At 47.4% G+C, this 26,589-nt stretch carries 25 protein-coding genes; 2 read left to right on the forward strand and 23 right to left on the reverse strand.

From position 1 onward, the window contains the following. On the forward strand, positions 1–215 hold a 215-nt coding region (locus tag J7E85_RS33495), incomplete at its 5' end, for a transposase (protein ID WP_483311354.1). Positions 216–371: 156 nt separating this feature from the next. Here J7E85_RS33495 and J7E85_RS33500 read toward each other — a convergent pair. The 3 genes from J7E85_RS33500 to J7E85_RS33510 all read right to left on the reverse strand — a co-directional run bounded on the left by J7E85_RS33500 (position 372) and on the right by J7E85_RS33510 (position 3,020). Beyond that, on the reverse strand, positions 372–1,394 hold the full coding sequence (locus J7E85_RS33500) for a 2,3-butanediol dehydrogenase (RefSeq protein WP_215164264.1): 1,023 nt from the start codon (positions 1,392–1,394) through the stop codon (positions 372–374). A 20-nt stretch (positions 1,395–1,414) separates the two neighbouring features. Next, positions 1,415–2,023, reverse strand: coding sequence for a TetR/AcrR family transcriptional regulator (locus J7E85_RS33505; RefSeq protein ID WP_215164265.1), 609 nt, complete (start codon positions 2,021–2,023; stop codon positions 1,415–1,417). A gap of 154 nt (positions 2,024–2,177) precedes the next feature. Continuing rightward, on the reverse strand, positions 2,178–3,020 hold the full coding sequence (locus J7E85_RS33510) for a hypothetical protein (RefSeq protein WP_215164266.1): 843 nt from the start codon (positions 3,018–3,020) through the stop codon (positions 2,178–2,180). Positions 3,021–3,230: 210 nt separating this feature from the next. Here J7E85_RS33510 and J7E85_RS33515 point away from each other — a divergent pair, with 210 nt between their 5' ends. Beyond that, on the forward strand, positions 3,231–3,638 hold the full coding sequence (locus tag J7E85_RS33515; protein ID WP_215164267.1) for a hypothetical protein: 408 nt from the start codon (positions 3,231–3,233) through the stop codon (positions 3,636–3,638). 55 nt (positions 3,639–3,693) lie between these two features. On the opposite strand, the gene J7E85_RS33520 is transcribed toward J7E85_RS33515, so the two are convergent. The 20 genes from J7E85_RS33520 to J7E85_RS33615 form a co-directional block, all read right to left on the reverse strand. Further along, on the reverse strand, positions 3,694–4,818 hold the full coding sequence (locus tag J7E85_RS33520; RefSeq protein WP_215164268.1) for a GerAB/ArcD/ProY family transporter: 1,125 nt from the start codon (positions 4,816–4,818) through the stop codon (positions 3,694–3,696). Positions 4,819–4,835: 17 nt separating this feature from the next. Further along, entirely contained in the window at positions 4,836–5,075 is a 240-nt protein-coding gene (locus J7E85_RS33525) for a hypothetical protein (RefSeq protein WP_215164269.1), read from the reverse strand. A 9-nt stretch (positions 5,076–5,084) separates the two neighbouring features. Further along, entirely contained in the window at positions 5,085–6,290 is a 1,206-nt protein-coding gene (locus J7E85_RS33530; RefSeq protein ID WP_215164270.1) for a Ger(x)C family spore germination protein, read from the reverse strand. Between the two features lie 37 nt (positions 6,291–6,327). Continuing rightward, the gene (locus J7E85_RS33535; protein ID WP_215164271.1) at positions 6,328–7,923 is read right to left on the reverse strand and encodes a spore germination protein; all 1,596 of its coding nucleotides are present in this window, start codon (positions 7,921–7,923) and stop codon (positions 6,328–6,330) included. Between the two features lie 283 nt (positions 7,924–8,206). Beyond that, positions 8,207–9,664, reverse strand: a complete 1,458-nt coding sequence (locus tag J7E85_RS33540) for a DUF4179 domain-containing protein (RefSeq protein WP_215164272.1) — start codon at positions 9,662–9,664, stop codon at positions 8,207–8,209. A gap of 20 nt (positions 9,665–9,684) precedes the next feature. Then, on the reverse strand, positions 9,685–10,179 hold the full coding sequence (locus J7E85_RS33545; protein WP_215164293.1) for a sigma-70 family RNA polymerase sigma factor: 495 nt from the start codon (positions 10,177–10,179) through the stop codon (positions 9,685–9,687). A gap of 265 nt (positions 10,180–10,444) precedes the next feature. Further along, complete coding sequence (locus J7E85_RS33550) at positions 10,445–10,960, reverse strand: DUF3189 family protein (protein WP_215164273.1); 516 nt, start codon at positions 10,958–10,960, stop codon at positions 10,445–10,447. Between the two features lie 171 nt (positions 10,961–11,131). Continuing rightward, the gene (locus J7E85_RS33555) at positions 11,132–12,214 is read right to left on the reverse strand and encodes a Gfo/Idh/MocA family protein (RefSeq protein WP_215164274.1); all 1,083 of its coding nucleotides are present in this window, start codon (positions 12,212–12,214) and stop codon (positions 11,132–11,134) included. Between the two features lie 318 nt (positions 12,215–12,532). Further along, positions 12,533–13,510: an N-acetylglucosamine kinase gene (locus J7E85_RS33560; protein WP_215164275.1), complete on the reverse strand. Its 978-nt coding sequence runs from the start codon at positions 13,508–13,510 to the stop codon at positions 12,533–12,535. Positions 13,511–13,545: 35 nt separating this feature from the next. Further along, positions 13,546–14,328 carry an SDR family NAD(P)-dependent oxidoreductase gene (locus J7E85_RS33565; RefSeq protein ID WP_215164276.1) on the reverse strand — a complete coding sequence of 261 codons (783 nt, stop codon included), beginning with the start codon at positions 14,326–14,328 and terminating at the stop codon, positions 13,546–13,548. A gap of 135 nt (positions 14,329–14,463) precedes the next feature. After that, on the reverse strand, positions 14,464–15,201 hold the full coding sequence (gene treR / locus J7E85_RS33570; RefSeq protein WP_215164277.1) for a trehalose operon repressor: 738 nt from the start codon (positions 15,199–15,201) through the stop codon (positions 14,464–14,466). Positions 15,202–15,265: 64 nt separating this feature from the next. Further along, on the reverse strand, positions 15,266–17,296 hold the full coding sequence (gene treP / locus J7E85_RS33575) for a PTS system trehalose-specific EIIBC component (RefSeq protein ID WP_215164278.1): 2,031 nt from the start codon (positions 17,294–17,296) through the stop codon (positions 15,266–15,268). A gap of 26 nt (positions 17,297–17,322) precedes the next feature. Continuing rightward, positions 17,323–19,038 carry an alpha,alpha-phosphotrehalase gene (gene treC, locus J7E85_RS33580; protein ID WP_215164279.1) on the reverse strand — a complete coding sequence of 572 codons (1,716 nt, stop codon included), beginning with the start codon at positions 19,036–19,038 and terminating at the stop codon, positions 17,323–17,325. A gap of 213 nt (positions 19,039–19,251) precedes the next feature. Beyond that, positions 19,252–20,733 carry an S-layer homology domain-containing protein gene (locus J7E85_RS33585; protein WP_215164280.1) on the reverse strand — a complete coding sequence of 494 codons (1,482 nt, stop codon included), beginning with the start codon at positions 20,731–20,733 and terminating at the stop codon, positions 19,252–19,254. Between the two features lie 132 nt (positions 20,734–20,865). Beyond that, on the reverse strand, positions 20,866–21,561 hold the full coding sequence (locus tag J7E85_RS33590; protein ID WP_215164281.1) for a response regulator transcription factor: 696 nt from the start codon (positions 21,559–21,561) through the stop codon (positions 20,866–20,868). A gap of 3 nt (positions 21,562–21,564) precedes the next feature. Beyond that, on the reverse strand, positions 21,565–23,034 hold the full coding sequence (locus tag J7E85_RS33595; RefSeq protein WP_215164282.1) for a sensor histidine kinase: 1,470 nt from the start codon (positions 23,032–23,034) through the stop codon (positions 21,565–21,567). 9 nt (positions 23,035–23,043) lie between these two features. After that, complete coding sequence (locus J7E85_RS33600) at positions 23,044–24,264, reverse strand: amidohydrolase (protein WP_215164283.1); 1,221 nt, start codon at positions 24,262–24,264, stop codon at positions 23,044–23,046. Positions 24,265–24,437: 173 nt separating this feature from the next. Then, positions 24,438–24,734, reverse strand: a complete 297-nt coding sequence (locus tag J7E85_RS33605) for a hypothetical protein (protein WP_251036241.1) — start codon at positions 24,732–24,734, stop codon at positions 24,438–24,440. 58 nt (positions 24,735–24,792) lie between these two features. Next, positions 24,793–25,389: a hypothetical protein gene (locus J7E85_RS33610; RefSeq protein ID WP_215164284.1), complete on the reverse strand. Its 597-nt coding sequence runs from the start codon at positions 25,387–25,389 to the stop codon at positions 24,793–24,795. A 72-nt stretch (positions 25,390–25,461) separates the two neighbouring features. Next, the gene (locus tag J7E85_RS33615) at positions 25,462–26,436 is read right to left on the reverse strand and encodes a phosphotransferase enzyme family protein (protein WP_215164285.1); all 975 of its coding nucleotides are present in this window, start codon (positions 26,434–26,436) and stop codon (positions 25,462–25,464) included. Positions 26,437–26,589: the final 153 nt, after the last annotated feature.

The following is a 26,589-nucleotide window of genomic DNA, read 5'->3' on the forward strand; positions in this document are numbered from 1 at the left end:
ACTTTGCTGATCCCTATTCTTCCTGGCAGCGAGGTTCCAACGAAAACGGCAATGGACTTCTTCGGGAATTTTTCCCTAAAGGTAAGGATTTTGCTGAGGTCACTGACAAGGATTTGGCACATGCCGTCTACCTTATCAACCACCGACCTAGGAAATGTCTTGGCTGGAAATCTGCTCACGAATCTTTTATGGATGCTCTGTCGCACTTAGCTTGACAATCCGTCATATATAAAAACGCCTTTGATGAAGGCTGATTGGATTATATATCTAATTTTCATTAAATTCGGCGTAAGGTCCAATCATACTCTGATTTGCAATAATCTCATCACAGAAAAGCCCTACCAAAGAACAATCTTGGTAGGGCTGATTCATTAGGATAAGTGCATATCAACTAAAATTTTGCATTGTTTTCGATGATTAGCCAGGGTTTCAAATCCTTTCTCGACTATATCGCCGAGCGGTGTGAGGCTTGTGATGACCTTGTTTCCGTCAATGATACCTCCGGCGAGCAATCGAATCACCTCGGGGAACAAGTTTACGTAAGCGTAAGAACCGGTAATTTTGGCTTCGGTCTTTACAAAGCTGTTCGGACTGAAGGTGACCGGCTGTTCCCATAAGCTCACAACCTTGAATTCCCCGCCTTTTCTCACCGCACTTACGCCGCTCAAGAATGTGGCCTGCACACCCGCCGCATCAAAGGCAACGTCCACTCCTCCATCCGTCAGTTCCTTGATTCGTGCGACTGCATCGACTTCAACCGGGTTAAGCACGTGGGTTGCACCTAGCTCCAGCGCCTTCTCCCGGCGGTCATCGGAAACTTCCACGACGAATATTTCGCTTGCACCCGCCGCTTTCACCGCTTGCAGAAGCAAAAGACCGATGGGACCAGCACCAAAGACAGCTGCCGTATCACCAAGGCGCAGCGTACTTTGCCGTACAGCATGCACCGCTACGGCCGTAGGCTCGACGAGTGCTCCAAGCTTGACGTCCATTCCTACTGGAAGCTTGAACGCATTTTCCTCTCTGACAACGGCGTATTCCGCAAATCCGCCAGAAATGGAATAACCGTAACCGCCACTCTTCGAACACAGGTTCGCCATGCCTCTTCGGCAATTGGAGCAGTGGCCGCAAGCTATGAGTGGTTCAACGGCCACCTGGTCACCGGGCTCCACGGTGGTTACGCCTTCTCCAACTTCAACGACCGTACCGGAGAATTCATGTCCGAGGACCGGCTGCGTACGGATCGGAAATGTCCCCGCTAAATATTCATGCATGTCGCTTCCGCATATACCTGCATAATCCACTTTGACGAGTACCTTTCCCGCTTCAAGAAGAGGAATGGCAGTCTCTTCAACCCTTATGTCTTTAGTTCCGTATATTTTCGCTGCTCTCATGATGTTATCCCCTTTGCTGTTCACGATGAATGCAAACCGTTCAAGACAAGGCGAATAATATGCTCAGCTGCCTGCGTGGCATTGTCCTCTGTAGGGGGCAAATCGCTGAACACCGGCTCGAGGAACGGGTTCTGTCTGGAAAAGATTACGACCCCCATCACAAAATGGACGGCGTGCACAATCGATTCGAACTGAAGCACGCCTTGGCTCTTGCCTGCTTCCAGTATGGCTCTTAGATGTACCCAAGAAGGATAATAGGCATTCGAAAGCATCTTGAGCCGGGGACTTTGCATCATCATTTCCTGTTGCAGGATATGAATCAGCTCTTCGTTATCGTAACGGTATGTAACAAAACCACGGATAAACGTTTCAAGCGCCTCGACCGGTTCTTCCAAGTTAAAGGACAGCTCCGCAAAATGATCATTAAGCGGTTCGAACAAAACATAGAGCAGTTTGTCCTTTCCTCCGAAATGGTAGGATACAAGCGCTAATGCGACACCTGCTTCGTCACAAATTTGCCTGACGCTGGTGCCTTCAAACCCTTTTCCGGCAAAAAGCTTCTTTGCTGCCTCCAAAATCTTCTGCTTTACGTCCTTTTCCTGATTCTGTACCTGTTCTTCCTTTACCATTCGATATCCATTCCTGTCTACATGTATTTGCTATTCCAATTATCCGATAAGTTGATCCTAAATTTTGAACGTTCGTTTTGAACAATTGTTCAAGCAACTGCAAATTCATTGTACTCCTCGTTTTTTTTCATGTCAAATCCGTTTGCAGCTCATACTATCTCGTTCTTCTAGCCTTTATCCATTGAGTGATTCGCCTGGTTCTTCCGATCATTTTAGGGAGCAGCATCAATGCGACGATACAAGAAATGATCAAATACACGGTCTGGACTCCCTTCTCTTCCGACAGCATCTGCTCAACACTCGTACCGATCAGCAGGACAGGCTGCTTCGTATCGTCCCCCGGTAAGGTGAAGGCTTCCAGCTGGCCTTTGTTAGCCCGGCCAATTACCGTCACCCAATCTCCGGGGGAGACAGCATAATAACCGTAAGCCGTGCCTTTGGGACTTTCCATCAACAGCGGACGCGATGAATTTCCTTGGTAAATCAGGGATAATTGTTTTGGTTCAACCGTTGCGAAATTCAGCGAAAGCCAGTCCGTGTAGAACCTGAACCGTTCCGCCTGAACCGTTACTCCGTTTAACTCTGAACCTCCCCATAATCGGTGGCTTCCGTTATCATCCAGCTTGTATTCGCAACCACCTTTGCCGCATTCCCAGCGGAACGGCTCTTTCTGGAGCAGAGAGTAACGATCCTGAAGCTTGCCCTCATCCGTGTATACCGCTTCTCCTCCTGCCTGACCTTCGAGCCGTACATAGCCAGTCGTTTCGGATGTCAATTGATGGACCGGCTGAGCTTTGAATATAATGGCCGTGAGCCGGGCGGAATCCCAATACATTAGAAATGATCCGAGCAGGATGATCCATCCGACCGCTTCCACAATCCGAAACCAGAACCGATCGAAGCAGGTGTCTTCGGATCGTTTGCGGTGCTTTCTCGCATTCTGCTTATATGTATGCATACCTGTACGACTGGGTTTATTTTTACGTTGCTTGGCCACGGGTTTATCTCCTCTCCCTGTTAACGATGTCAGAGGTGACAATGTATCATATACGATTGCAAGGTGCGTGGGGTTTCAATCGGCATCAGATCTTGATAGGTTGTGAGATATCCACTCGGCTATCTTGTTTGTGTTGTGTATATCATGTGTTGACATTGTGTTAACGATTTAGGTACAATAGATCTACTACGTTAAGGAGGCTTTAAGCCAATGGATACAAATCTGCACGTCCGTCTGTCCAAAGACCTCAAGGAGAGCTTTCAAGAGATTGCGAAGGACAATAACACAGACCCTTCTTCTCTTGTTCGCGATTGGATCGGCAATTATGTAGCGGAGCATCGAGGAACAGATGAAGATACAGCTGCTGCGTTATACTTGGCAGGTTACCAATTACAGCAGGCACTTGGAGGAAGAGAACATGTCAGCAAGGAATTCGCCAAACAATTGCAGGAGTATTCTTTGACGAACCAGAAGGAGTTCACTCAATTAATCTTGACTACCTATATGGATCTGGATCTTACGATTCCTTCGTGTTTATCCAAGACTTATAAAGGTTACGGTTATTCTCAAATGTTTTTGTTGGGCCTGATCGGTGATAAGCCTAAGGATTTGGCATAAAGCACAATAGCCGTTACATTGGATTATCAAACAACCCACTTTGCCCTCCAACCGTTCAGCCGGATTTCGAGGACTTTTTTGTTTTTTTGGACCGCAATTTACGGAGTCCGTGCATCCCGAACAACACCAATGGAAATATAAATCCGATGGTGATCGTATACGGAATCCAAGTCTTGGTGTCCCACACCATCTTGTATGGAACATTGGGATATATGAAGACGGAAACCGCGGCAAGTATCCAGCCTAGCGGCACGACAAGCGGCTGATAATTTTTGATATTAAATATCTGGCTGACGCCGATCGAAATGGCGTAAAAATACAAGGAGATACGAAAAAATAAAGTGATAAACCACATCACCGCCATGACCGCTTCAATACGCTGAAGAAAATTGCCGATATTGATTTTTTTGGCCAGCATATAACTGGGATACATACTTCTTGCCGTGATGTCCGGACCCAATACCAAAATCGCTAATCCAATAATCGTAAAAAGCACCCCCGCGCCGAATAGGCTTCCGATATATACGGCTTTGTATGCCTCCGCCGGGCGGTTGACGGCCCCCGGGTAGATGATCATCAAAACGATGTGCGGCAGAAACGCAGTGCTAACAAAAGAGATTGCGGCCGGGAAGATGTGGTTGGCCCCCGATTCGAAAATGGGAAAAGCATTCTCCCATTTAATCTCCGACAATAATAAAATGCTCATGGACAGAAACAGAAGAAGAAACCATGGAAACAGCATCTCCGCTGATCTGGCCAGCACTTCGAGCCCCAAACGCACCCCCAGGACAACAAGGGCCCCGTAGAGGAAAATGATCGCCTGAACCGGGGTTTCAGGCAGCATTTGGATGGTCATGAAGTCGCTAATTTCGTGTAACACCGAAGCTGGACCACTTAGGAGCAATGTAAGTAAAAACAGAAAGTTTACCGTTTTGCCGATCCATTTTCCTAAAAGTTTCTCGGACAATTGCATTAAATTCGTTTCCGGATACTTTTTGGACAATTGCAACTGCACCGCCAAGATGATGAATCCGAGACCGATCCCAACCAAAGCGGCAATCCAAGCATCTTGCTTAGCAATGTTAGCAATACCCGAAGGAACGATAAGAATAGCGCTTCCGATCGTATACATGGCGGTTAAAATGCTGACCTGGCGCAATGAAATTTTTACTACGGGCATCTTTCCCGCTCCTTTTCTTATTGGATCAAACCGATGGCAGAGAGCCAATCACTGAGCGGCTTGAATACGATCGTTAACATAACCAGAGGAGTTGGAATATCGTTCATGACCGTTTGGGCCACGCTAATTCCAATACCAACGATCATGAATGCCGTAAACCCCCAGATTTCCCTAATTTCTTTTTCCCGGAGCATCCTCGGCAGCTCCAGCCAGGTTAAGATGGTGGCTGAAACGGCAATCATCGCGATACTCAGCATGAATTCGCCTCATTCCTTAAGATCATTTAGAAAAGAATCATTGGTTGTGCCGGTTCGCCGGATTTTGTAATCCACATGGATATGGGTATCGAGGTTCGGGAAATATCGGTCATTCCACTCTTCCTGCATCTCTTTCCATGCCTTTGGGTGCGAACGCCGAAGTGCCTCCCCGAAGCCGAATATGTCAACTTTATACTCCGTTTGCACTTTGTTGATAACAGACTCCAAGCTTTGGGTTATTCTTTCTTCCATTTCGACTTCGAGATCCCTCACGGTCGCAGGTTGCGACAGATCCAAGCCGCTGCACTCCACAGCGCCAATGTTTCCTTCCATACGAATCTTGATATCCATTTCTGGTCGAGATTGGACGATTCTTCCCTTCAACTTGGAATCGGTCCGCAGCGTCTCCATGATAACCTTTCCGTCATTCCGGCAGGGAACAAAAGCTACAGAGCTTTTCACGTGCCCCCTTATGAGTCGATAACCTCTGCTTTCCTTCTCGCTTAACCAGCCAATCAGCTTGTCAAATTTGAAAACGGCAAGCCCCGAATATTTCAATTGGCTTGGTGTATAAATGTTTTCTACGTTTTTCTTCGTTTTACCGATATCCCGATTCCCTGTTATCACCAGTCCTGCAAGAACGGGGTGTTTTCCGCTGCTGGTAATGTCGTTGATCAATTGATCCAGTGTCACAGCCATACTGGGTGACCAAACCTTCTCGGAGATTTGCAGGGAATCGTAAAGTTTATTGGCAGGAATCGTTTCCATGGACGTCATGATTTTCAAAGTTTCCTCCGCCGTTGCTCCTTTGGTAACAACCAGGTAGAAATCGGTTCTGAATTCGTGATCCCTGGATAACAAGTCAAGAACTTTGGCTATCCCTTCCCTTGCCATCGCCTCATCCATCAGAAACATCCGTAAATGGGAAAAATAAATTTTTCGCGGGCTAATCTGAGTCATTCTCCGGGCAGCCTCAAATATGGTATCGCCTTCAGCCGTAAAAAGTGTAGCTGGCGCTTGGGGACTTCCGCTTCTTTTGGCGGTAATCTGCCCGGGAATAGCGACTTGGACCGATAAACGGTAGCGGCCGTCCACCCAATCAACCCCTGCGGCTACCGCTATGGCCAATTCGTTCAATTCTCTGCGGTTCCAGCAACCGCTTAAAAGAAGAGTGATGACGATATGTAGGAGAAGCAACGCCAATATCCGTTTCATCCAATGTTCACTCGCTTTCCCGCTGGTCTGCATTCATCTATTCCCGCGATTTTTGGGGAGGTGTTCTTGTTCTGCGCTTTTCGTTATTCTGATTGATTAGTCGGGGACGGTTCATCAGCATCCAATGTGGCAGCCGCAATATCGTATCTTTTTGCCCTTCCGGAATTAACGGCGCGAAAGGCGACATATACGGGATTCCGAACGAGCGGAGGCTGCACAAATGCAGAATAAGAGCGATAATCCCGACAAGGATGCCGAACAGGCCAAATGATCCGGCAAGCGCCATTAACGGAAATCGGAGCATCCGAAAAGCAATGGACATATTGAAAGATGGAACGACAAAGCTGGAAATGGCCGTTATCGCAACCACGATGACCATGGCTGGAGAAATGATCCCCGCTTCGACGGCGGCTTGCCCAATGACCAGTGTTCCTACGATGGAAATAGCGGACCCGATATTTTTGGGCAGCCGCACGCCTGCTTCCCGCAGAATCTCGAAGGTGACCTCCATGAGGACGGCCTCGACGAAGGCGGGAAACGGGATTTGCTCACGTTGTCCAGCCAGCCCGAACAGGAGCCGGGTCGGCAGCATTTCGTGATGAAAGGTGGTGATGGCTACATAGAGGGAAGGCCCAAGCAACGAAATGAATATGCTCAGGTAGCGCAGCATCCGCAGAAATGAACTGATATCCGCGCGCTGATAGTAATCTTCCGCAGCATGCAAGAAAGAAACAAATAGGGCCGGAACAATCAGAACAAATGGGGTGCCATCCACGATAATAGCGATTTTGCCTTCAAGCAGCTCGGCCGCGACCACATCGGGACGTTCGGTATTATAAATCGTGGGAAATGGAGTCAAGGTCTTATCCTGCACCAATTCCTCGATATATCCGCTCTCCAAGATGCTGTCCACATCGATTCGTTCAAGCCGGGTTCGGACTTCCCCGACGATTTTCTCGTTGGCAATGCCATCGATGTACATCATGGCGACGTCCGTTTGCGTAATTCGGCCGATCTGCTTCGTTTCCATCCAGAGATGAGGATCCTTGATCTTTCGACGAATCAAAGCCGTATTCGTTCGCAGCGACTCCGTAAAGGATTCGCGCGGACCGCGGACGACATTTTCCGCCGACGTTTCCATAACCCCGCGGTCCTTCCATCCACGTGTACCTGCGGCGATGCCTCGATCCAATCCATCTACCAGAAAAATGGTGTCTCCCGACAATAAGGAATGGAACAACTTTTTATAATCATAAATGGACTGAATCTCATTATTGATAAAGGAAATATTTTCTAATATCTTTTGCCCATCGAAAGGCTTCGGATGTTCCGTATCTTCCCTCACCAGGGATTTAGCAGTGTCAGCTACGACCATCATGATGGATTCCGAAATGATCTTTTGGTCGGCCAAGCCGTCCGTATAGAGGATAGCGATATAGTGTTTCTCCTCTTCATCTAGCGGAATTTCCCTGATCACGATATCGGTACTGTTACCGAGGGCTGCTCTGATATGGTTTAGATTGCTTTTTATATCCGGTCTTAAAGCATCGGGATCTTTTGTCGATGTATTAGCCGGTAGGGTACCTTTGGTGTTGTTTTTGATGGAATGGCCGCTTCTTCTTCGATACCGCATGGGAACATCCTTCCTCTCACAGATGCTATTCCCACATTATTACCGAAGAAAACAAGCTGTAAACTTACAGACGAATATATTGCTATGTACCTTGCAGGCCAGGGTATTTTCTATTTTGCAGGAGTTCTCGATTTTTCACTAAGTGATTGACTTGTCGCTAGCTAGCTGGCATAACAAATATCCCCTCCGGCCAACAATGCAGAGTTCACGGTAATCATGATCTCTTTTTCACTGTCTGCCATGAGGGGATATTAATGATCCCTAGGACAACGAGATCATTATGTTATTTCATTAACAAATCTACAGTCTGACTGTCCATAATCGGAATCCAGTATTGTTTGACCCCTATCGTAAGCGGCTGCGGGTACTCAAGCGCATCCTCCCCAAAATTAAAGGTCGTATTATCTTCTATGGTATCGTCTTTAACCGATTTCATGAGTCCGCTGTGACTGCTGTTTTCAGACGATAACCTCCCATGTTTATCCCCTGCGGCATCGGTGAAGCTGTCCTCCAGCCACATCCCGAAGCTTTCCGCCGCTTGAGCTTCTTCGAGTTTGCGCTGAAAATACACTTCGCCTGCACCCGCTTCCTGATCGGAGGGGAGCAATTGCAGGCGATCGTCCGGTGCATCGAGGATTTGTTTCTTCTTCAGATCAATGACAATTTTCATCTCATCCTTTTTCGCAGCCGCAATACCAAACGTCTTGAATGAGGTCGTATCCAATTGATCCAGTTGGCTGTTCTTATAAACCAGCGTAACTTTGGTGTTATCCTTTAAAATCTCTTGAGGGTAGTATAGCTTCTCGGTGTGATCCCCGTGTTTCCCGATCAGGACCGGATTAAGCAATTTAAAAATCTGTTTTCCATTGGCTTGGTCATATTCCAAATCTACATAGGTGTTCAGAGGCGTAAACAGCAATTGACGGACGTGAATTTTTTGTCCATCTACTGTCAATGTGCGGTCCGGGTAATAAGCACGTTCTTTGTCTTCGAACATATTGGGATCGAGAGCCAAAGAGACATCCATGCTGGTCACGTACTTCTTACTACTAGAGTTTAATGCCTTTTCTGAAGTATCGGATAAGGTAATATGAATACTTGCCTCATTCGTGTATGGATCCGTTGGCAAAAGATTCGTGGAATAAACATAATAAGAATTCTGTCCTGCAGGAATTTGTCCACTGCCGCTCATGTTGGCTATCATGGCTCCAATTGATGGAGTTTCGTAACCTCCATAAACAAGCGTGAAATCTCGTACGATGATCTCTTTATCACTATTATTGATGACGTTGAAAAGAACATATGATTTTCGGCCATCAGAAATAGTGCCTAGTATCTGCACGCGATATCCTTTTTTCTCCATCACCTGATTGATTGGTTTTACTAGACCTCGCTCGATTGCGCTCCTCAGGGAGCTGTCCTTCATGAGTTCAGTTGGAAATATGAGTTCAGTTGGAAATGATTCCAGATCATTGACGCTGCTGATGCTGGATGTTTGGACCTGATGGTCTTGCTTCTCCATGAAGGGAGATCCGTTCACCGTGAACATGAGAAGCACGGCGGCAGTCATTACTGCCATCGCTCCCAGTCCGTAAGAATACGTGCGACGCATTTCGCGTTTCCTCCCCCGTTCCATTCCTCCCCGTACTGCAGTGGAAAGCTTCGTCTCTGGGAGGGAATTGGCTTTCTCATTCAACTCCGTTGAATCTTTCATAAGTGCGTGCTGCTCTTTGTTCAACATTGCAATTTCGCCTCCCTAGCCTACACATATTTCCGAAGCTGCTTCAGCCCTTCACGCAGCCAGGTTTTAATCGTACCTTCCGGTTTTTTGAGTACTTTTGCAATTTCAGCCGTAGTCATATCCTGGTAATACTTCAGCATCACGACGTGCCTGTATTTTTTCTTCATCCGGCCCAGTGCCTGCTCTAGATCGATCCGATCATTGCTTTGCATTTCCAGTGCAGCCTCTTCCTTCAAGGTATCCACCGGAAAGACGCGTTTTTTACGCCGGAGCTCGTCCATGCAGCAGTTGATCGTAATCCGGATCAGCCACGGTGCAAACGCCTGTTCATCCTTGAGCTTTTTGCGCTTCATCCAAGCTTTGCAGGACGCCTCCTGCACGATTTCCAGCGCATCGGCTTCGTTTCTCATGTAACTGAATGCTATGGAATACAATTTCCGCTGTTCGTTTGATAAAATTTTAAAAAAAATCTCTTCCTCGATCACCTTCAAATCTGCTAGCTCGACTTCCTTCATCGTATTCTCCACCCCATCGTCCCCCTTTCTTATGTCTATGGGTAATGGGAAACAAGCCACCAAAACGTCCACTCATACAGTAAGACGCAGCTAACCGTAAAATCGATTGATTTTTCAGGAATTTATTTCTGCGCAAAAAAAAGACGACATCCAGAAAGTCGATAGACTGGGATATCACCCTCTTCTTCATCGCGCTATTTCAGCATACGCTTCAACTCTTTTATACACTTGTGATCTTCTCATATGGATTATGGAGTTCGAATAACTATGAGGAATAATTTTTGTTCTCAATTACGATTACGGACTCCGTACCTGACCTCGCGGCTGCGGTTTGTTTGGTATGTAGAACAAGTTCACGGATAATACCGCAGCTTTTCTTCGCACCTGCGACTAATAATGGATCGCCGACAAAACCTAATTTTAATCCTCTGGACAACCCCCCCCCGATCGTCATGACCAATGGAACGGTAGGCGAAGTGTTGGAAAACACAATAGGCTCCGTGTTCTGATATTTGTCTTGAAGGATGAGGCTTAAATTTTTTAAAGCTGGAATGACTATCTTGGATGAGCCCCTTCCAATGGTGTACACCGGATTTCCACTCTCATCTAACCCGTGGAAAACGAGTTTGCCCATGTCGGACCTATTAAGTTTATTGAAATAGTCAACGGCCAGAATCTCTTCGGTTGTAAGCTGCCGATTCGTAGGTAATTTATTAAGATGATACGCTGCTGCCAGTGAGGTCGTATGCGTCCCACCGTAATCATTATAAATAAATATCATTTCATATACCCCGCCTTCATTATGTAATGAGCTTATTATTTCCCATTAATCTATATCCCATTCCTCCCAATCACATATCCAGTTTTGCTAGATTCAGCATGTTCCGAAAATAAAAAAAGCCCTGCTCATCAGGGCTTTTGCATTATTAGATGCATCCTATGAATATAAAACTTAGTCCAGGTAAACGGCTTTGCCGAGTTTGGCGGATTCGTATAGAGCTTCCAAAATTCGAGATACAACATAAGCTTGCTCCGGGGTTACGACAGGATCCTTATCCTGATCGATCGCCTCGATCCATCTTCTCATCTCAACATCCGGAGCCTGCTCCTGCTTCCCGTCATAGAACGCCACTCCGCCGGAATTCAATTCGATTTCGTTGGTGTACAGACGACTGAACTTCTCGCCATTGATGCGAAGACCGTTCTTCATATCGGCTCCACCTTCCGAACCGCTCAGGGAACATTTGGCTTCATCGATATCCAGCGTATTGAGTGCCCAGCTGGATTCCAGCATAATGGTCGCGCCATTCTCCATCACAATCATGCCGAAAGCGGAATCTTCGACAGTGAATTTCTCCGGATCCCATGGTCCCCAAGCGTTTGCCGCGTTCTCCTTGCTGGACAACTCATGGTATGTGGTACCGAGAACAATCTTCGGTTTGTAATTATCCATCATCCAGAGGGTCAAATCGAGAGCATGCGTACCGATATCGATAAGCGGACCACCGCCTTGTTTTTCCTCATCCAAAAATACGCCCCAAGTCGGAACAGCTCTTCTTCGTACGGCATGAGCTTTGGCAAAATAAATATTTCCGAGTTCACCGGCTTCGCATACTTGTTTCAGGTAAAGACTGTCTTCGCGGAAACGGTTATTGTATCCAATTGTCAATTTCTTGCCGGTGCGTTTCGCGGTTTCCATCATCCGCTTGGCATCCGCAGCCGTTTTTGCCATCGGTTTTTCACACATAACATGTTTACCTGCTTCAAGCGAAGCAATGGAAATCTCGGCATGTGAGTCATTAGGCGTCAGAACATGAATGATATCGATGCTTTGATCCTGCAGCAACTCCTTATAGTCGCCGTACACTTTAGCTTCCTCAATACCGTACTTGCTAGCCGCGGCTTCTGCCTTTTCTAGGACGATATCGCAGAATGCCACGAGCTCCACGTTGTTTAATCTGCTTAAGCTCGGCAGATGCTTCCCGTTTGCGATTCCGCCACAGCCGATAATTCCAATACGATACACTTTAGACATAAATCATCACCATCACTTTTCATTAATTTTTTATAACTTCAAATATAAAGTCCTGCCTATCCATAACGCCATAAAGAGCAGGCGGGCTTTTATGTATGTAATTCTGCCACAACATCTCTTGGGTCTCTGGATATGAACTTAGCTGCCATGACATCCACATATAAGGTATCACATCTTACTCATTTTTTTAGTCCAACTATGCGACAAATCATATATAAAATTACGACATCCTCATGAGAATAACATCATCAGGCAAATGGGTCTCTTGCTACTCCTTATCAGAAGTTTACATAATATAATTTATGAAAAAAATGAATTCTACCATGTAGCATTGGGGTGCCTGCGCATGGATTCAACCCTATGGGAATCAACCTGCAAACCTAAACTCCGAAGTGCCATAAGCACAGCGCCGGCCGCGGCTGATAATTGGGGGCTCCGGTATTCGTAATGTTTGTTTATGCCCGATTGCAAGCTGCTCATTAGTTTTGATTTTATATAAGCGCAGTTTATGACACTGCCGATCCCGGTTACCGATACATGATCTGACTCAAAGAATGAACCTAGAATCTCAACACCTACCATGATTTGCTTCATGGCTTCATCGCACACGCTCCGAGCTAATCGGCTTCCGACTTCAGCTGCAGTCGTGATAAGAGGAGCCATCTCTCCGAACTTCTTGTCTCGCTCTTGTCGATCTTTTATAAAACCCAAAGACGCCAACATTCGAAGTTGATCCCTATTTTCGACTCCCCAAAAGGATTGAATTTCGCGGACCAACGATTCATCGGATGGATGGATTTTCCCGGCCAATATTTGATACACAGCATCATAAGACAGAAATCTCGCAGCGCTGGCGGCATAATGATGGAAATCCACATTTCTAATAGGAATCTCTTGTTCGGTTATTCCCAGAATCATGGACCCCGTCCCCGACACAACAACGATTCCTGGATGGCCCATGAATGCACCTACATGCGCGACAAGAGAATCGTTCACGTACCATTTCGGACAATCGAGTCCTTCAATAGCGGTTAAACGAGTTACCCACTCCATGTCTTGATCCGACTCGTAACCCGCTATTCCCGCATATAGACCCTTGACTTGATCTACGCCGCAGCTCGCCAGGGAAAGTGATGATCGTATGGTTTGCTGAACATTCTCGTGCGCATGGCTGTCTTTATGGATCGAGGAGGCTCCCCCAACCGCATAGGAGAGAACATTTCCATTCAAATCGCTGACCATGACGCGCGTCTGCGAGCCGCCTCCATCAATTCCAATCACAACTTCATGCTTCATATCCAAGACCCCCCGTGTTTTTAATTGCTAACGGCTTACAAAGCTGGAGCTGAACCCCCATCAATATTAATAGAAGTTCCGGTTACATAGGAGGCAGCATCGGATGCCATAAATACGATAACTTTTGCCGCTTCTTCCGTGTTTCCAATACGTCCGAACGGAATCCTGTGGCGCGTGTCCCGCGCGTACTGTTCCCATGTGAGTCCGGGTTCTTCCCGTTTCCATCGCTCTTCAAGCTGTGCGCTGCGGATCATTCCGATACACACGGTGTTAACTCTGATATGGTCAGGCGCCAGATCGTGACTCATGGCCTTGGTCATGGCCTGCCCCGCCGCTCGGCTGACACTGCTGGGCATGGACGCAGCGGGCGGGGTCTTGGCCCAGGATGTGGTAACATTAATAATCGCACCTCCGCCAGACTCCCTCATATGAGGGACGGCTGCACGTGCAAATCGAATCGCGCCAAACAGCTTGAGATCCAGATCGGATGCCCATTGTTCGTCATCGATCAGCTCAAATGATTTCGCAGCGGCGGTTCCGGCATTGTTCACCAGAATATCAAGCTGTCCATAATGCTGCACCGTATCGTTCACCGCTCGCATGCAGTCCTCAGGTTTCGTGACATCCGCTGCTATGGTTAGCACTTCGAAATCCGCTGCTTGCCGGATATGGTCTGCCGCAGTCTTTAACTGCTCCTCGTCCCGTGCACAAATAGCAACCTTGGCACCTTCGAGCGCAAACGTTACCGCGGTTTCAAGCCCTATGCCCCTGCTCCCTCCGGTAATCAACACGACCTTTCCTGTCAGTCCCAAATCCATGATCTATCGGCTCCTTTACCATGCTTTATCAGACAATTACTACTAAAATAGCTTCAACATCGAGAAGGAGTTTTCCTCTTTCCTGTCAGGACATCAAAAAAGCCGCGATAAATTCGCGGCTTCATGATCACTTCTTTATTGGTCTCCAAAATCATGATTGGATTCTCTTCTTGCAAAATCAACGAACTGAAACTTATCCAATCGATGCCTCGATTCCGTATACTGGAAGAGTGTGGTATCTTCCAAATGAACGTATCCCCGGACTACGACAACATGGGTATCGTTTCCAAGATCCATATAGGACTGGTCCATCGTTGTAGCTCGTTCAACGGAAATTATTTTTTTCGAGTAGCTGATTTTCAGATGGAGCTCCTGCTCCAGGTATTGATAAATCGAATCCCCGGTAATATCTCTCGTTAGACCCGTTACGATGTCGGCAAGCAAATAATCGATATCGAGAATGATGCGCTCCCCTTCGATTTCCCTGGCACGGATCACCCTCCATACAAGTCGGTCCGGTCGAATTTGAAGCTCCTTCGCTATACGCTCTCCGGCCGGAACACATTCCGTCTCATATACAAGCGTTCGGCTCTTTCGGCCTAACCGTTCCGCAAGCTCTTTATAACTGACGAGCCCCGTTACCGGGAAGTTCATTCTTCCTGTATCCAGCACAAATGAACCTTTGCCTTTTACCTTGTGAATATAACCGTTTTGAGCCAGCAAATTGAGTCCCTTACGTACCGTTTCCCTTGTAATTTGATAGGTGGCCGCAAGCTCGTTTTCCGAGGGCAGCTTGCTGCCGGGTTGGAGAGCGCTGGTTTCAATTTGGTCGGCATAATCTTTGTATAGCGTCCAATAAATGTTGTTCGTCATCCCTTTATCACCATCAGCTATTGTACCATTTTCCAGCAGCCATTACATGTTACATAAGAACCTGTCAAATTCCATTACCAAGAGTCACTTGAAGCACTCGCGTTTCACCTGGCAACGCTTCGCCTTCATACTCCATAACCTTCTGAACCTGTTCTTGGCCGTCTGGAATAATGATGGGCGTAATGACGGGTAAACCGGCTTCCTGAATCCGATTCATATCGAATTCAAGCAGCAGCTGCCCTTTGCTTATGTCGGCACCTGTTTCCACGTGAGCCGTGAACCCCTCTCCTTTTAAGGAAACCGTGTTGATTCCGACGTGAATCAGGATCTGAACCCCGTTCGTATCCGTCAAAATAATCGCATGTTTACTCTTCTTGATCAGATGCGCGACTTGACCGTCAAACGGAGCGTACACTTTCCCTTCTGATGGGATAATGGCAACGCCTTGACCCATCAGATTCTCAGCGAAAGCAGGGTCGGGTACCTCAGACAAGGAAACCACCTTCCCTTTGATTGGTGCCATGATATCTACTGCGGCTTTTTGGACAGCTTCCGTAATTGAACTATTCTCTGTTTCCGGTGACTCGAATGACCCAGATTGACGACTGTCGTTCGATTCCATCATTACTGCTTGATCACTTGCAACGTTGCCGGCAGCGTTCTCTTTCGCTGTATGTCGATGCTGCTTGGACAAATAGTAACGCCCGAACAACAATGTCCCCGTGAACGGAATGACCAATACAATCGCCATGCCAATGAAGAAGACGCCCCACTGGTTAGGGAATATGGATAGGAATCCCGGAATGCCCCCCACGCCGATCGACGAAGCCAGAACGTTGTTCACGGCCAGCAGCACGCCGGCAATCCCGGATCCAATCATACCGAAGATAAACGGATACTTATGACGAATGTTAACCCCGAAGATGGCTGGCTCCGTTACCCCCAAGAAGGCAGAGATGGAAGATGTAACGGCAAGTCCTTTGGCCTTCTGTTCCTTCATGATAAACATCATGGCTAGCGCTGCGGCCCCTTGCGCAATATTAGATAACGCCAGCATCGGCCACAAGAACGTTCCCCCTTCACTGCCGATGAGCTGAATGTCCACCGCAAGGAACGTATGATGCATCCCCGTAATGACAAGGAGTGCATACAGTCCGCCGTAGATCAGGCCACCCAAGGCTGCAAATGAATCAAAAATGCTGACAAGACCTGAAGTAAGGACGTTACCGATGGCAAACGTGATCGGTCCCACCAGAATGAATGCAAGGAACCCGGTCACGAGCAGAGCTACTGGCGCCACGACAAGCAGCTTAATGGAATCATGTACCCGTTTGTTCAGAAACTTCTCGATTTTGGCCAAAATATAAGCGGAAACAAGAACAGGCAGCACCTGGCCTTGATAACCGATTTTCTCCATTTCAAAGCCGAACAGATTCCAGACGGGAACCGTGCCTTCCAGCTTGGCATCCGCATATTGATAAGCGCTAAGCAGATCCGGATTTACCAGGATCAGGCCTAGTACAATCCCAAGCAGCGGGTTGCCACCAAACTGTCTTACTGCAGACCATCCGATCAGGACGGGCAGGAACGTAAAGGCGGTGCTTGCAATTAGATTTATAATGGAGGCTACGTCTGCCCACTCGGGATGGACCTGAATCAACGATTGACCTTCATAGAAAATACCCGTTCCTGTAAGCAGATTGTTAATGCCAAGCAGCAAACCTGCCATGACAATCGCCGGCAGGATTGGAATAAAAATGTCCGCAAGCGTCTTGATCGCTCGCTGCAGTGGATTTTGCTTCTTACTCGCAATGTTCTTCACTTCATCCTTCGATACTCTTGCTCCGCCGGTGATGTCCATCATTTCATTGTAAACCTGGTCGACAAGACCCGGTCCGATCACGACCTGAAACTGTCCCTGGGACGAGAATTGCCCTTTCACCAAATCGTTCTCATCTAGGGCTTTGGAATCCACCTTGCTCTCGTCCACAAGGGCAAATCTTAAACGGGTTACGCAATGCGTAGCGGCTTCGATATTGTCTTTTCCACCGACTGCCTCGACAATGCGCTCCACGTTTTTGCGATCAAGGGCCATAGCTCTTCGCTCCTGACATTATGAATTTAGTTGTTATGGATAAGCCACATATAGGATGCATACGGTCGAAGTGCAACCGTTGGAGTAAGCTCGGGCTCTTCCGTTGTGTTGCCGATTAGCAGCTGAGCCCATCGGATTTCTGTCAGATTCACTATCTTCTTCTCAGGAAGTTCGAACGATACGTCGTGATCACTGAAATTGGAAATCACAACAAGCGTCTGCTCCTTGTTCTTTCTGGCATACGCATAGATTTCGGGATGGCCTTCATCCAGGCGAACATATTCACCGTCCGTAATCACCGGAATGTTCTTTCGCATTTCAATCAGCTTCCGATAATGATGATAGATCGAATGCGGATCTTCCACTTCAGATTCCGCATTGATCAGCGGATACCGCTCATCGATCTTGATCCAAGGCGTCCCCGTTGTAAAGCCGGCTAGATCACTGTCATTCCACAGCATAGGCAATCTGGAGTTATCTCGCGAGCGTACCTTGACGATGTGGGCAGCCTCCTCCGGCGTTTTACCCTGTTCCTGGAGAATGACATACATGTTTAAGGATTCAACGTCCCGAAACTCGGATATATCATTCCAGTTCGGATCAGGCATGCCAATCTCTTCGCCTTGATATACATATGGCGTGCCTTGCAATCCGTGCAGCGTCGTAGCCAGCATCTTTGCACTTTCCGTGCGGAATTCACCATCATTGGTGAACCGGGTCAGCGCGCGCGGCTGATCATGGTTGTTCCAGAACAGGGCGTTCCAGCCGCCCCTCTTCTGCATGCCGATTTGCCAATCAGAGAGCACTCTTTTCAACTCCTCGAAATCATAAGGCTTGAGCTCCCATTTTTGCCCGTTGGGATAGTCTACCTTCAAATGGTGGAAGTTGAACGTCATGGAGAATTCATTCTCCTGCGGGTTCGAGTAACGAACGCAATGCTCCAGGGTGGTGGAGGACATCTCACCCACCGTGACGAGATTATAAGGCTTGAATACTTTTTCGTTCAATTCCTTAATGTATTCGTGCACTCTCGGTCCGTCCGTATAAAACCTGCGTCCATCTCCGGGTGCTACCGAACCGTCATCATTCGGATACGAGGGATCTTTCGATATGAGATTGATGACATCCATCCGGAATCCGCTTACGCCCTTGTCCGCCCAAAAGGTGAGGATATCCACAACCTCCGCACGGACCTTCACGTTCTCCCAATTCAGGTCTGCCTGCGTTTTGTCAAAAAGGGTCAAGTAATACTGCCCGCTCCCTTCGTCATATTGCCATGCCGGTCCTCCAAACTTGGATTGCCAGTTGTTGGGCGGACCGCCATCTTCCGCGGGATCCCGCCAGATGTAATAGTCTCGATACGGGTTATTGCGAGAAGACGCCGCTTCTTTAAACCATCGATGCTCGGTCGAAGAATGATTCACGACAATGTCGATCATCAGATGCATGCCTCTTTTTTTCAGCTCAGCCACAAGCTCGTCGAAATCGTCCATCGTCCCGTATACAGGATCGATGCTGCAATAATCCGCAACGTCGTAACCGTTATCATTTTGCGGAGAAACATACACCGGCTGAAGCCACACAATGTCGATACCAAGTCCTTTTATATAATCCAGCTTCTCCATGAGCCCTCGTATATCGCCCGTGCCTAGGCCGGTCGTGTCGTTGAAGCTCTTCGGATATACTTGATAAACCGTCGAAGTTCTCCACCAATCTTGAGACTGGGTTTCTGGGTTCAACATGAAACTTCGTCCTCCTCATCATCTTGTATATACAGGTTGCATATAGAAAAATCATATACATGTATATACAGGTTGTCAACCGTTTAACAATTAATACCCACTTCGTGGACGTTTCGACTACAAAAATCGAAATATACACCATAATAAAAAGGACGAGCCTTTAAGCTCATCCTTTTTATTATGGTGTAATTATTTTCCATTCTTGAATGTGTATTATCTCACCGTCAGAACCGCTGTGGTTTCGCCTGCCCATTCGCCAACCGGTTGAATCGTATATGTCGTTCCTGGCTTCAGTTTACCTTCTTGTGTAAGATCGAACACGCCCACGGCACCTTTGCGGCTTGAATATTTATAAGCTGCTATCTGCTTGCCGCCTTCTGCATCAACCAATTCGATGCTTCGACCGGAGAACAGCTCATCACCAGGGTCCGCGGATAATGTAATGGCAACGGAGCTGTCACTGATCGCCTCGGCTCCGATAATATCCAGCGGTTCGAAACTCGCCGCAACGAAAGATGGGTTCGCAATCTGTGCCCAATCCGAGGTAACAGTATAGGTAACACCCGGCGTCAGTGTCTGGCCTTCAGGTAAACGGAATTTCGGCTCTTGTTTGCCATCCGTGGACTGGGTGAAGGGTACGTATTTTGCCACGATAGGTTGTCCGCCTGCAGGCGTAATCGTCAATTCTCTGGCTTGACCAGAGGATATGATCTGATAGACTTTTCCATCGTCGCTGTTGTTCTCATCCAATACGAATGCATTGGCTCCGCGGCCTCCGCTATAGGCGGAAATAACATAACCGTAGTCAACAACGCCATTCTCTTTAAGTGCCTCCAGCTCAAACGTATCCTGAGCGACTTGTCTAGCCTCTGTCATGTCCAACTTCGTGCTATTACCTGTAAATGTGCCTGCTGTTTTCCCTTTGTAGGTAAGCGTATAAGAGGTACCCGGTTTTTGAACTGAGGTTGGGACGATGTAAGTAGAAATCGAGCCCGTCTTCAAGCGCGGCATGTTAGTGAGTTCAAGCCCGTTGTTAAATTTAAAATCTTCTTTGGCTTGGGCAAACGCCTCATTGTCGGCCGTCAACGGAGCATCGAAAGCGACGATCAAGGTGATAGCATTCAGTGCGCGGATGCTCGTGATGTTGGCTTTTTCAGACGGAATTGCCTCATGGGCAATGCTTATTAAGTAGGCAGCTTGACCACGTGTGGTATGGCCTTCCTCAGAATAAAAACGCTTCGCCCATTCATCAACGGACTTCACATCTCGTTTCAGAGCCTTAGACACCATTTGTACCAGCTCAGCGTGGGTAACGATTCCCCGTGGATCAAAGGTTCCTTCCGGTGCCCGCATGATATCTAACGCAACCAGCTCAGCTGCGTACCGTTCATACCACGCGTTTGAATTCACATCCGTGAAACTTGGCTTTGTATCTCCTTTGCCTTCAAGTCCAAACGCAAGCACAAGCATTTTTGCCAGCTCTGCCCGCGTAATGGGACTGGTTATCCCCATCGTGCCATCCTGGTAACCCTGCATCACGCGAAGCTGGGACAGCACTTGAGTGGCTTGCTCTATATCCTGGGCAACGAGCGGGGCTCCCGCAGCCTCGGTCTGCAGTACATGAAACGGAAGCGAAGCCGTTCCCAGGGCAGCCGCCACCATCATGGCCGCCAGTTTATTAGAATATGTTTTCATTTGTAAACCCTCCCTAAATCGTTGAAATATGAACGTTGATCGTCATATCTCCATGATAGAAGAGAGTCCTAAACTCCCAAGAAAGCTGGGATTAAGCGTTTCGAAAACTTTTATTAACAAATTATAAATTGTTTAGACCGAAAAGCGATAGCCAGCCCCCCACACCGTTTCAATATACTGTGGATTGGATGGATCCAGTTCCATCTTTTCGCGCAGTTTGCGGACATGGACGGTTACGGTTGCAATATCCCCGCTGGAATCCATGCCCCAGATCCGTTCAAACAGTTCTGTTTTGTTAAACACCCGGTTCGGATGGCTTGCCAGAAATTCAAGCAAGTTAAACTCCCGGGTCGTAAACGTGACTTCCTGATTGCGTACGAACACCCTTCGCGCCGATTTGTCGATGACCAAGCCGCGAATATGAATTTCTGAGCTTGGACTTGGGCTTTGCTTGCCCATAAGCCTCACATATCTCATCAGATGGGCCTTGGCTCTTGCGACTAATTCGCTCGGGCTGAACGGCTTTGTAATGTAATCGTCGGCACCGAGATTAAAGGCACGGATTTTATCGATCTCCTCATTTTTAGCAGAAACGATCAGAATCGGTACCTCCTTGTTCTTCCTGATATGGCTGCATAATTCATAGCCATTCATTCCGGGAAGCTGCAAGTCGATAATGATAAGATTGTAGTCCTCGTTAAGGGCAAGTTTCAGCCCCTCATTGCCTGTATGGCATAAATCTACCAGAAAACCGTTCAACTCAAAATAATCCCGCTCCAACTGAGCGATCGTCGTCTCGTCTTCAATGATGAGAATGCGTGTGGTCATGGATTACACTGCCTCCTTTGTCGCTCGTTTGAGGGTAAAGTACAGACTGGTGCCGATGCCGGGCTCGCTTTCCACCCAAATCGTACCCCCGTGTCCCTCGATGATCTGGCTGGCAATTGCAAGCCCCAGGCCGCTGCCGCCCGTTGAAGAATTGCGGGATGGCTCCGCACGATAAAATCTTTCGAATATATAAGGGATCGCTTCCGGCTCGATGCCCATCCCATTATCCCGTATTTCAACCGTTACCCATCCCGGAGAAAGCTGAGTGGAGACACATATGGTTTTGTCCTGCTTGTCCATGAATTTTTGGGCATTTTCGATGATATTGAGCACCGTTCGTTTTAATTTTTCCAGATCGGCAATGACCTCGACAGACTGACCAGTACGTTCCTTCCACTCCAACCGTATTCCCTTTTCCTCCAAAACATAGCGCTGCTCATCGATGCAATCGTCTATAAAACCGATGATATCGACATGCTCAAACATGAACGGAACCTGCTTTAAATCTAGCTTGGAATACAGAAACAACTCATTCACAAGTTTATCCAGATCGGTGGTTTTGGTATAGATAATGTTCACGTATTTATCCATTTTCTCCGGCGTATCTGCAACGCCGTCACGTATACCTTCGATATACCCTTTAATATTCGTTATGGGCGTGCGCAAATCATGAGAGATGTTGGAGATCAGTTCTTTCCGATTCTCTTCGTCCTGAAGCCGGAGTTGAATCGACTCATGCAGACGCTTCCGCATATTCTCAAACGTCTCGTTCAACTGGCCAATTTCATCCTTGGAATGCAAATCCAGAGAAAACTGGAGATTTCCCTCCTTGATGTGTTCCGCCGATTTTCGAAGCAAATCAAGCGGTTTGACCACGCTGCGCGTGATCCAGCGATATAACAATACATTTGCAACCACAACGATGCCAACGAGACTCAAGACAAGAATGGGCAGCAGCTTGCGCGTGACTTCACCGAAAGGACTTCGCTCTCGAATCACATACACACTGCCTCTGGCACCGTCCGAATACCGGAAATCATATTTGGCATAAGCATAAAACCGTTCACCGATGTTAAGGGTATTACGAATCTGATGGTTGTTCAGGTCATATGGAGGCAGACTCGCTTCCAATTCAGGCTGGTTCATCGTATTGGACTCAAAGATCTGGTCGTTATCCCTCCGGACATACAGACCCGCTCGTACGGTTCTCAGCTTAAAATCATATTCCGATAGCAGCTCTTTGTTCTGCAGCTCATCCGGTTCGTTCTTGGCAAGATATTTTAATTCGAGGAATATAGACTCCTCTTCTTCCGTGAGCGGGTTAATCTGATAGTGCACTTTATAAAAATCCCGAATACCGTGAATATCGCCTGTGGCCGCAATGGTGAACAAACTCGCAGTCAAGACAAAGACCAGCAGGCTAATGACCAGCATACCGGTATAGGACAGCAGCAATTTAATCCGGATGGACATAAAATTCGCCTAAAACGAACCGGAAACGATGTTCCCCTGAAACATCGTCGCCACGCGTTTCGATCTTCTCGCAACGGCTTCAGCGGAACAAGAAGCTTCAACAAATACGATACTGGCGACGTCTCCGACCTGCGGCCATACCTGCTCCCCATCATGATTAAGCGGTGTGGTGCCACCGGTGATATATTGGAGCGTTTGCGCTAACACGCGTTCATCCACCCATCCGGATATTTCCGCCAATCGGCCGGCACGCTCCAGCACATCCCCATTTCCGAAGGGCGACCACACATCAAAAATGTTGTCGCATCCGACGGCCACTTCTACACCGTGCTCGTGCAACAAGCCAACTGGCGGAAACTTGCGGCCAATCGGCACACTCGTAATAATCGCGACCCCCGCATCAGCGAGCAAGTCCCCCATTTCCTGTGCTTGGGACGGCGGAATATCCCCCAGTCCGAAGGCATGACTGATCGCCACCTTGCCTTGCAGTCCCGCTTCTATGGTTAACTGAGCTAATCGCTTCATGGTGAAGATCCCCAGATGATGGGCATCGTGCAGATGCAGGTCGATGCCCGCATGTGCTTCGACTGCGAGTCCCACCATTTCCTGCAAGGATGCCTCGATATCGCCATCCACAGTCGCCGGGTCAACCCCGCCGACCAAACCTGCTCCGCTGCGAAGTGCTTGTCTCACTAACTCCGTTGATTTCGAGCGCAGCAAACCATGCTGCGGAAAAGCTACGATCTCATAGGATAACTTTCCTTCAAATGCGCGTAATGCCTGTTGAACCGCTTCTAAATTGTCTAATCCCGCTTCCGGATAAATATCGACATGCGTTCGCACATGCGTCACGCCTGTCTTCAGGTAAATATCGAGCAGCCGTTCTGCACGGTCTTGTGTCAAGGTATCCAGCGAAGGAAGCGTCGCTTTCTCGATAGCCAAACGCTCGAAAATACTGGAAACCGGCGTAACGGAACGCCACCTGTCACCAACCAGCGTTTTATCCAAATGGCAATGCTTTTCGATAAAGGATGGCAGAAGCAATAAACCCTTCACGTCGTGCTGTGGCCATTGGTTTGTTAGGGTTGTATTCGAAGCTGCGATCTTCGCGATTTTTCCATCTTCTATGAATATGTGGCGAATCTCCGTCTTTGTTCCCGTAATTACGCCATCTTGAACTTCATAACCGCTCTCTAACCGGGCATTTGTTAACCAAAATGCTGAACTCATATCCATCATTCCTCTCTCCACTTACTAGATATACGAACATGCTATCACAGGAAAAATGATATGGATAATATCAAAAAAATAGGATTTACTTATGTTTTGCATATACATAAAAAAAAGAAAAGCCACCCGATAGGATGACTCTTCTAATGAATTCATTGGCAATAGACTTAATGTTAAAACTTTATGGCCCTTGTCGCAATAAAACTGTTCGCATAACGATCCAACAGTCTCTTGCCTCCGAACGAATCCTCATAGAAACCGCCAATCATAAACCCTGCTCCGATCTGACCTCCCATTTGCTGCTCCAACGTATGTCCGAATTCCAATGATACCCCGGTTCCCACGATCTCTTCTTCCGACGCATAAGCCAGTTCCGAATATGGAAGGGTGTGTTTCACCTGAAGTATCCCCTTCTCTTCCAGTTCCCAGTCGAATAAGTAGAAGGCCGGGTTCATAAAGCCGCTTATCATAACGCCACCGGGCTGATAATCTCCATATGTAAATTCTCTTCTTATTGATTCATCAGCTTTATTCTTTATTCATGGACCTTTGGCCCAGCCAGGCCTGAAACTGCTCCGGTGTCCTTATGTTTTCTTCCAGAACCGCTGTATAAATATCGAAGCTTCGCACAGTCTTGCCATATTCATCACGGCTTGCCCAATCACTTTTGATTTGCAAAATGGCTTCCCGGCGCTCCTGAGTCAGCTGTTCAGGCATCGTTATGATATGTTTCAAGTCGGGTTGTCTCTCCGGTTCATCCACGAACCAAATGTCCATTTCCCACTCCTTCCCTCGCTGAGACTTATACTTTAGGCCAATGTATAATCCATCGGGATAAGCGGGATCCGTATTATAAACACCCGTATCGTTGATGAACTTCAGCTCCCGTACACCAGCATGCAGCATGAGTTCCGATGCGATTTGTGCAGTTAATTGCTGACTCAGTCGTGAACATTTTACCGTCATATCCAAGTCTCTCCATACCATCAATCCGAGGGCTGAACTGCCAACACGCACTGGTTCGCCTGCTTGACTTAGCAATTCGTAAAGTCGAAGTTCATCAGCTACCTCAGAAGCTTCATCCTGAAGAGCTTTTTGTTGCAGTAGAAGTTTGCTTTCCGCCATTTGGTTTCACCTCTAATCCTCATGTTATATATCTCATATCGTATCACCGGATACGTCTAATCCGTCTTCGAACTATACGGAATAAAATATGCGTTCACCCGACAAATATGGCTTACAGTAATCGGCGCACAGCTTCGGCATTCTTTCACGCATCCATGCATGCACGGATTCATTCTCCATTTGAAAGACATAGTATCCGATAATGGCCAGCAGCATGAAGCCTTCTAACAGAACAAACTTATCTTGTCCCGTATGTTCACTGCCATAATACCCTCTCAGGAATATATTCCGAAGCTCCGAAGGAACCATCATGGCACCCATTGCAACATCCGTGTAATTATACCCTGGTCCGAAAAAACCAAAATCGATAAAACTCAGTTCTCCATCCGAAGTCATGATGATATTCCCCAAGCTTAAATCACCATGGATGAGCCCCCAGGCTTCTTCGTTTCCACGATCCGCAAGCCGCGAATTAACCAACGATATCGTGTCTTCAATGACGGAAACATCGAAGGAAGTAAACAAACCTTTTGCTAATCCTTGCTTTATAACCTCGATCATATATTGATTGTAGCCAATCCCCTGACTTGGACGTTTATCCATGCCCTCCGAGATGTACTGACCATAGAATCGGTGCAGCTCTGAAACACGAGCCCCCAGCTTCTCAACCATGACCGGGTCGCTTACATCCTCCTTATGCAAGTCTCTTCCTTCCAGCCAGGTAAGCACGGAGCTGTTCCAACGTTTCCCCTCATGTTCGATGATTGTAATCAGCTCGCCTTCCCGATTCCGCAGCGGCCTTTGGACAAGCAGTTGATCCCAGCCTGACAAGTGCTCCAGCATTTGCAGTTCACCTAGCAGACCGTCATAGGTATGCTGCTGACCTGCCATGCCGTCTTTTACCGGTTGATGAATGCGCAGCAGATATGTACTTCCGTCATGGTCTCCCACCTTATAGGTTCGATTTTCATTATGCCGAATAAACGTGATTTCGGGTTCCTGGATGCCGTATTCCTTCAATATTTCTTGCAGCTGTTCATTTCGCATGTGAAACTTCTCCTTATGTAGAAATTTGTACCTATTTTATATCACTATAATCTATTTTTGGATTATTATCAGATTCGATCTATTCTATTTTGTTTACAATTCAGAAACAAGTCAGAGATTCTACCGATATAACTCTCTTATATACTGAGAGAT

It is taken from the genome of Paenibacillus sp. ISL-20 (genome assembly GCF_018613005.1).
GTDB lineage: Bacteria > Bacillota > Bacilli > Paenibacillales > Paenibacillaceae > Paenibacillus_AQ.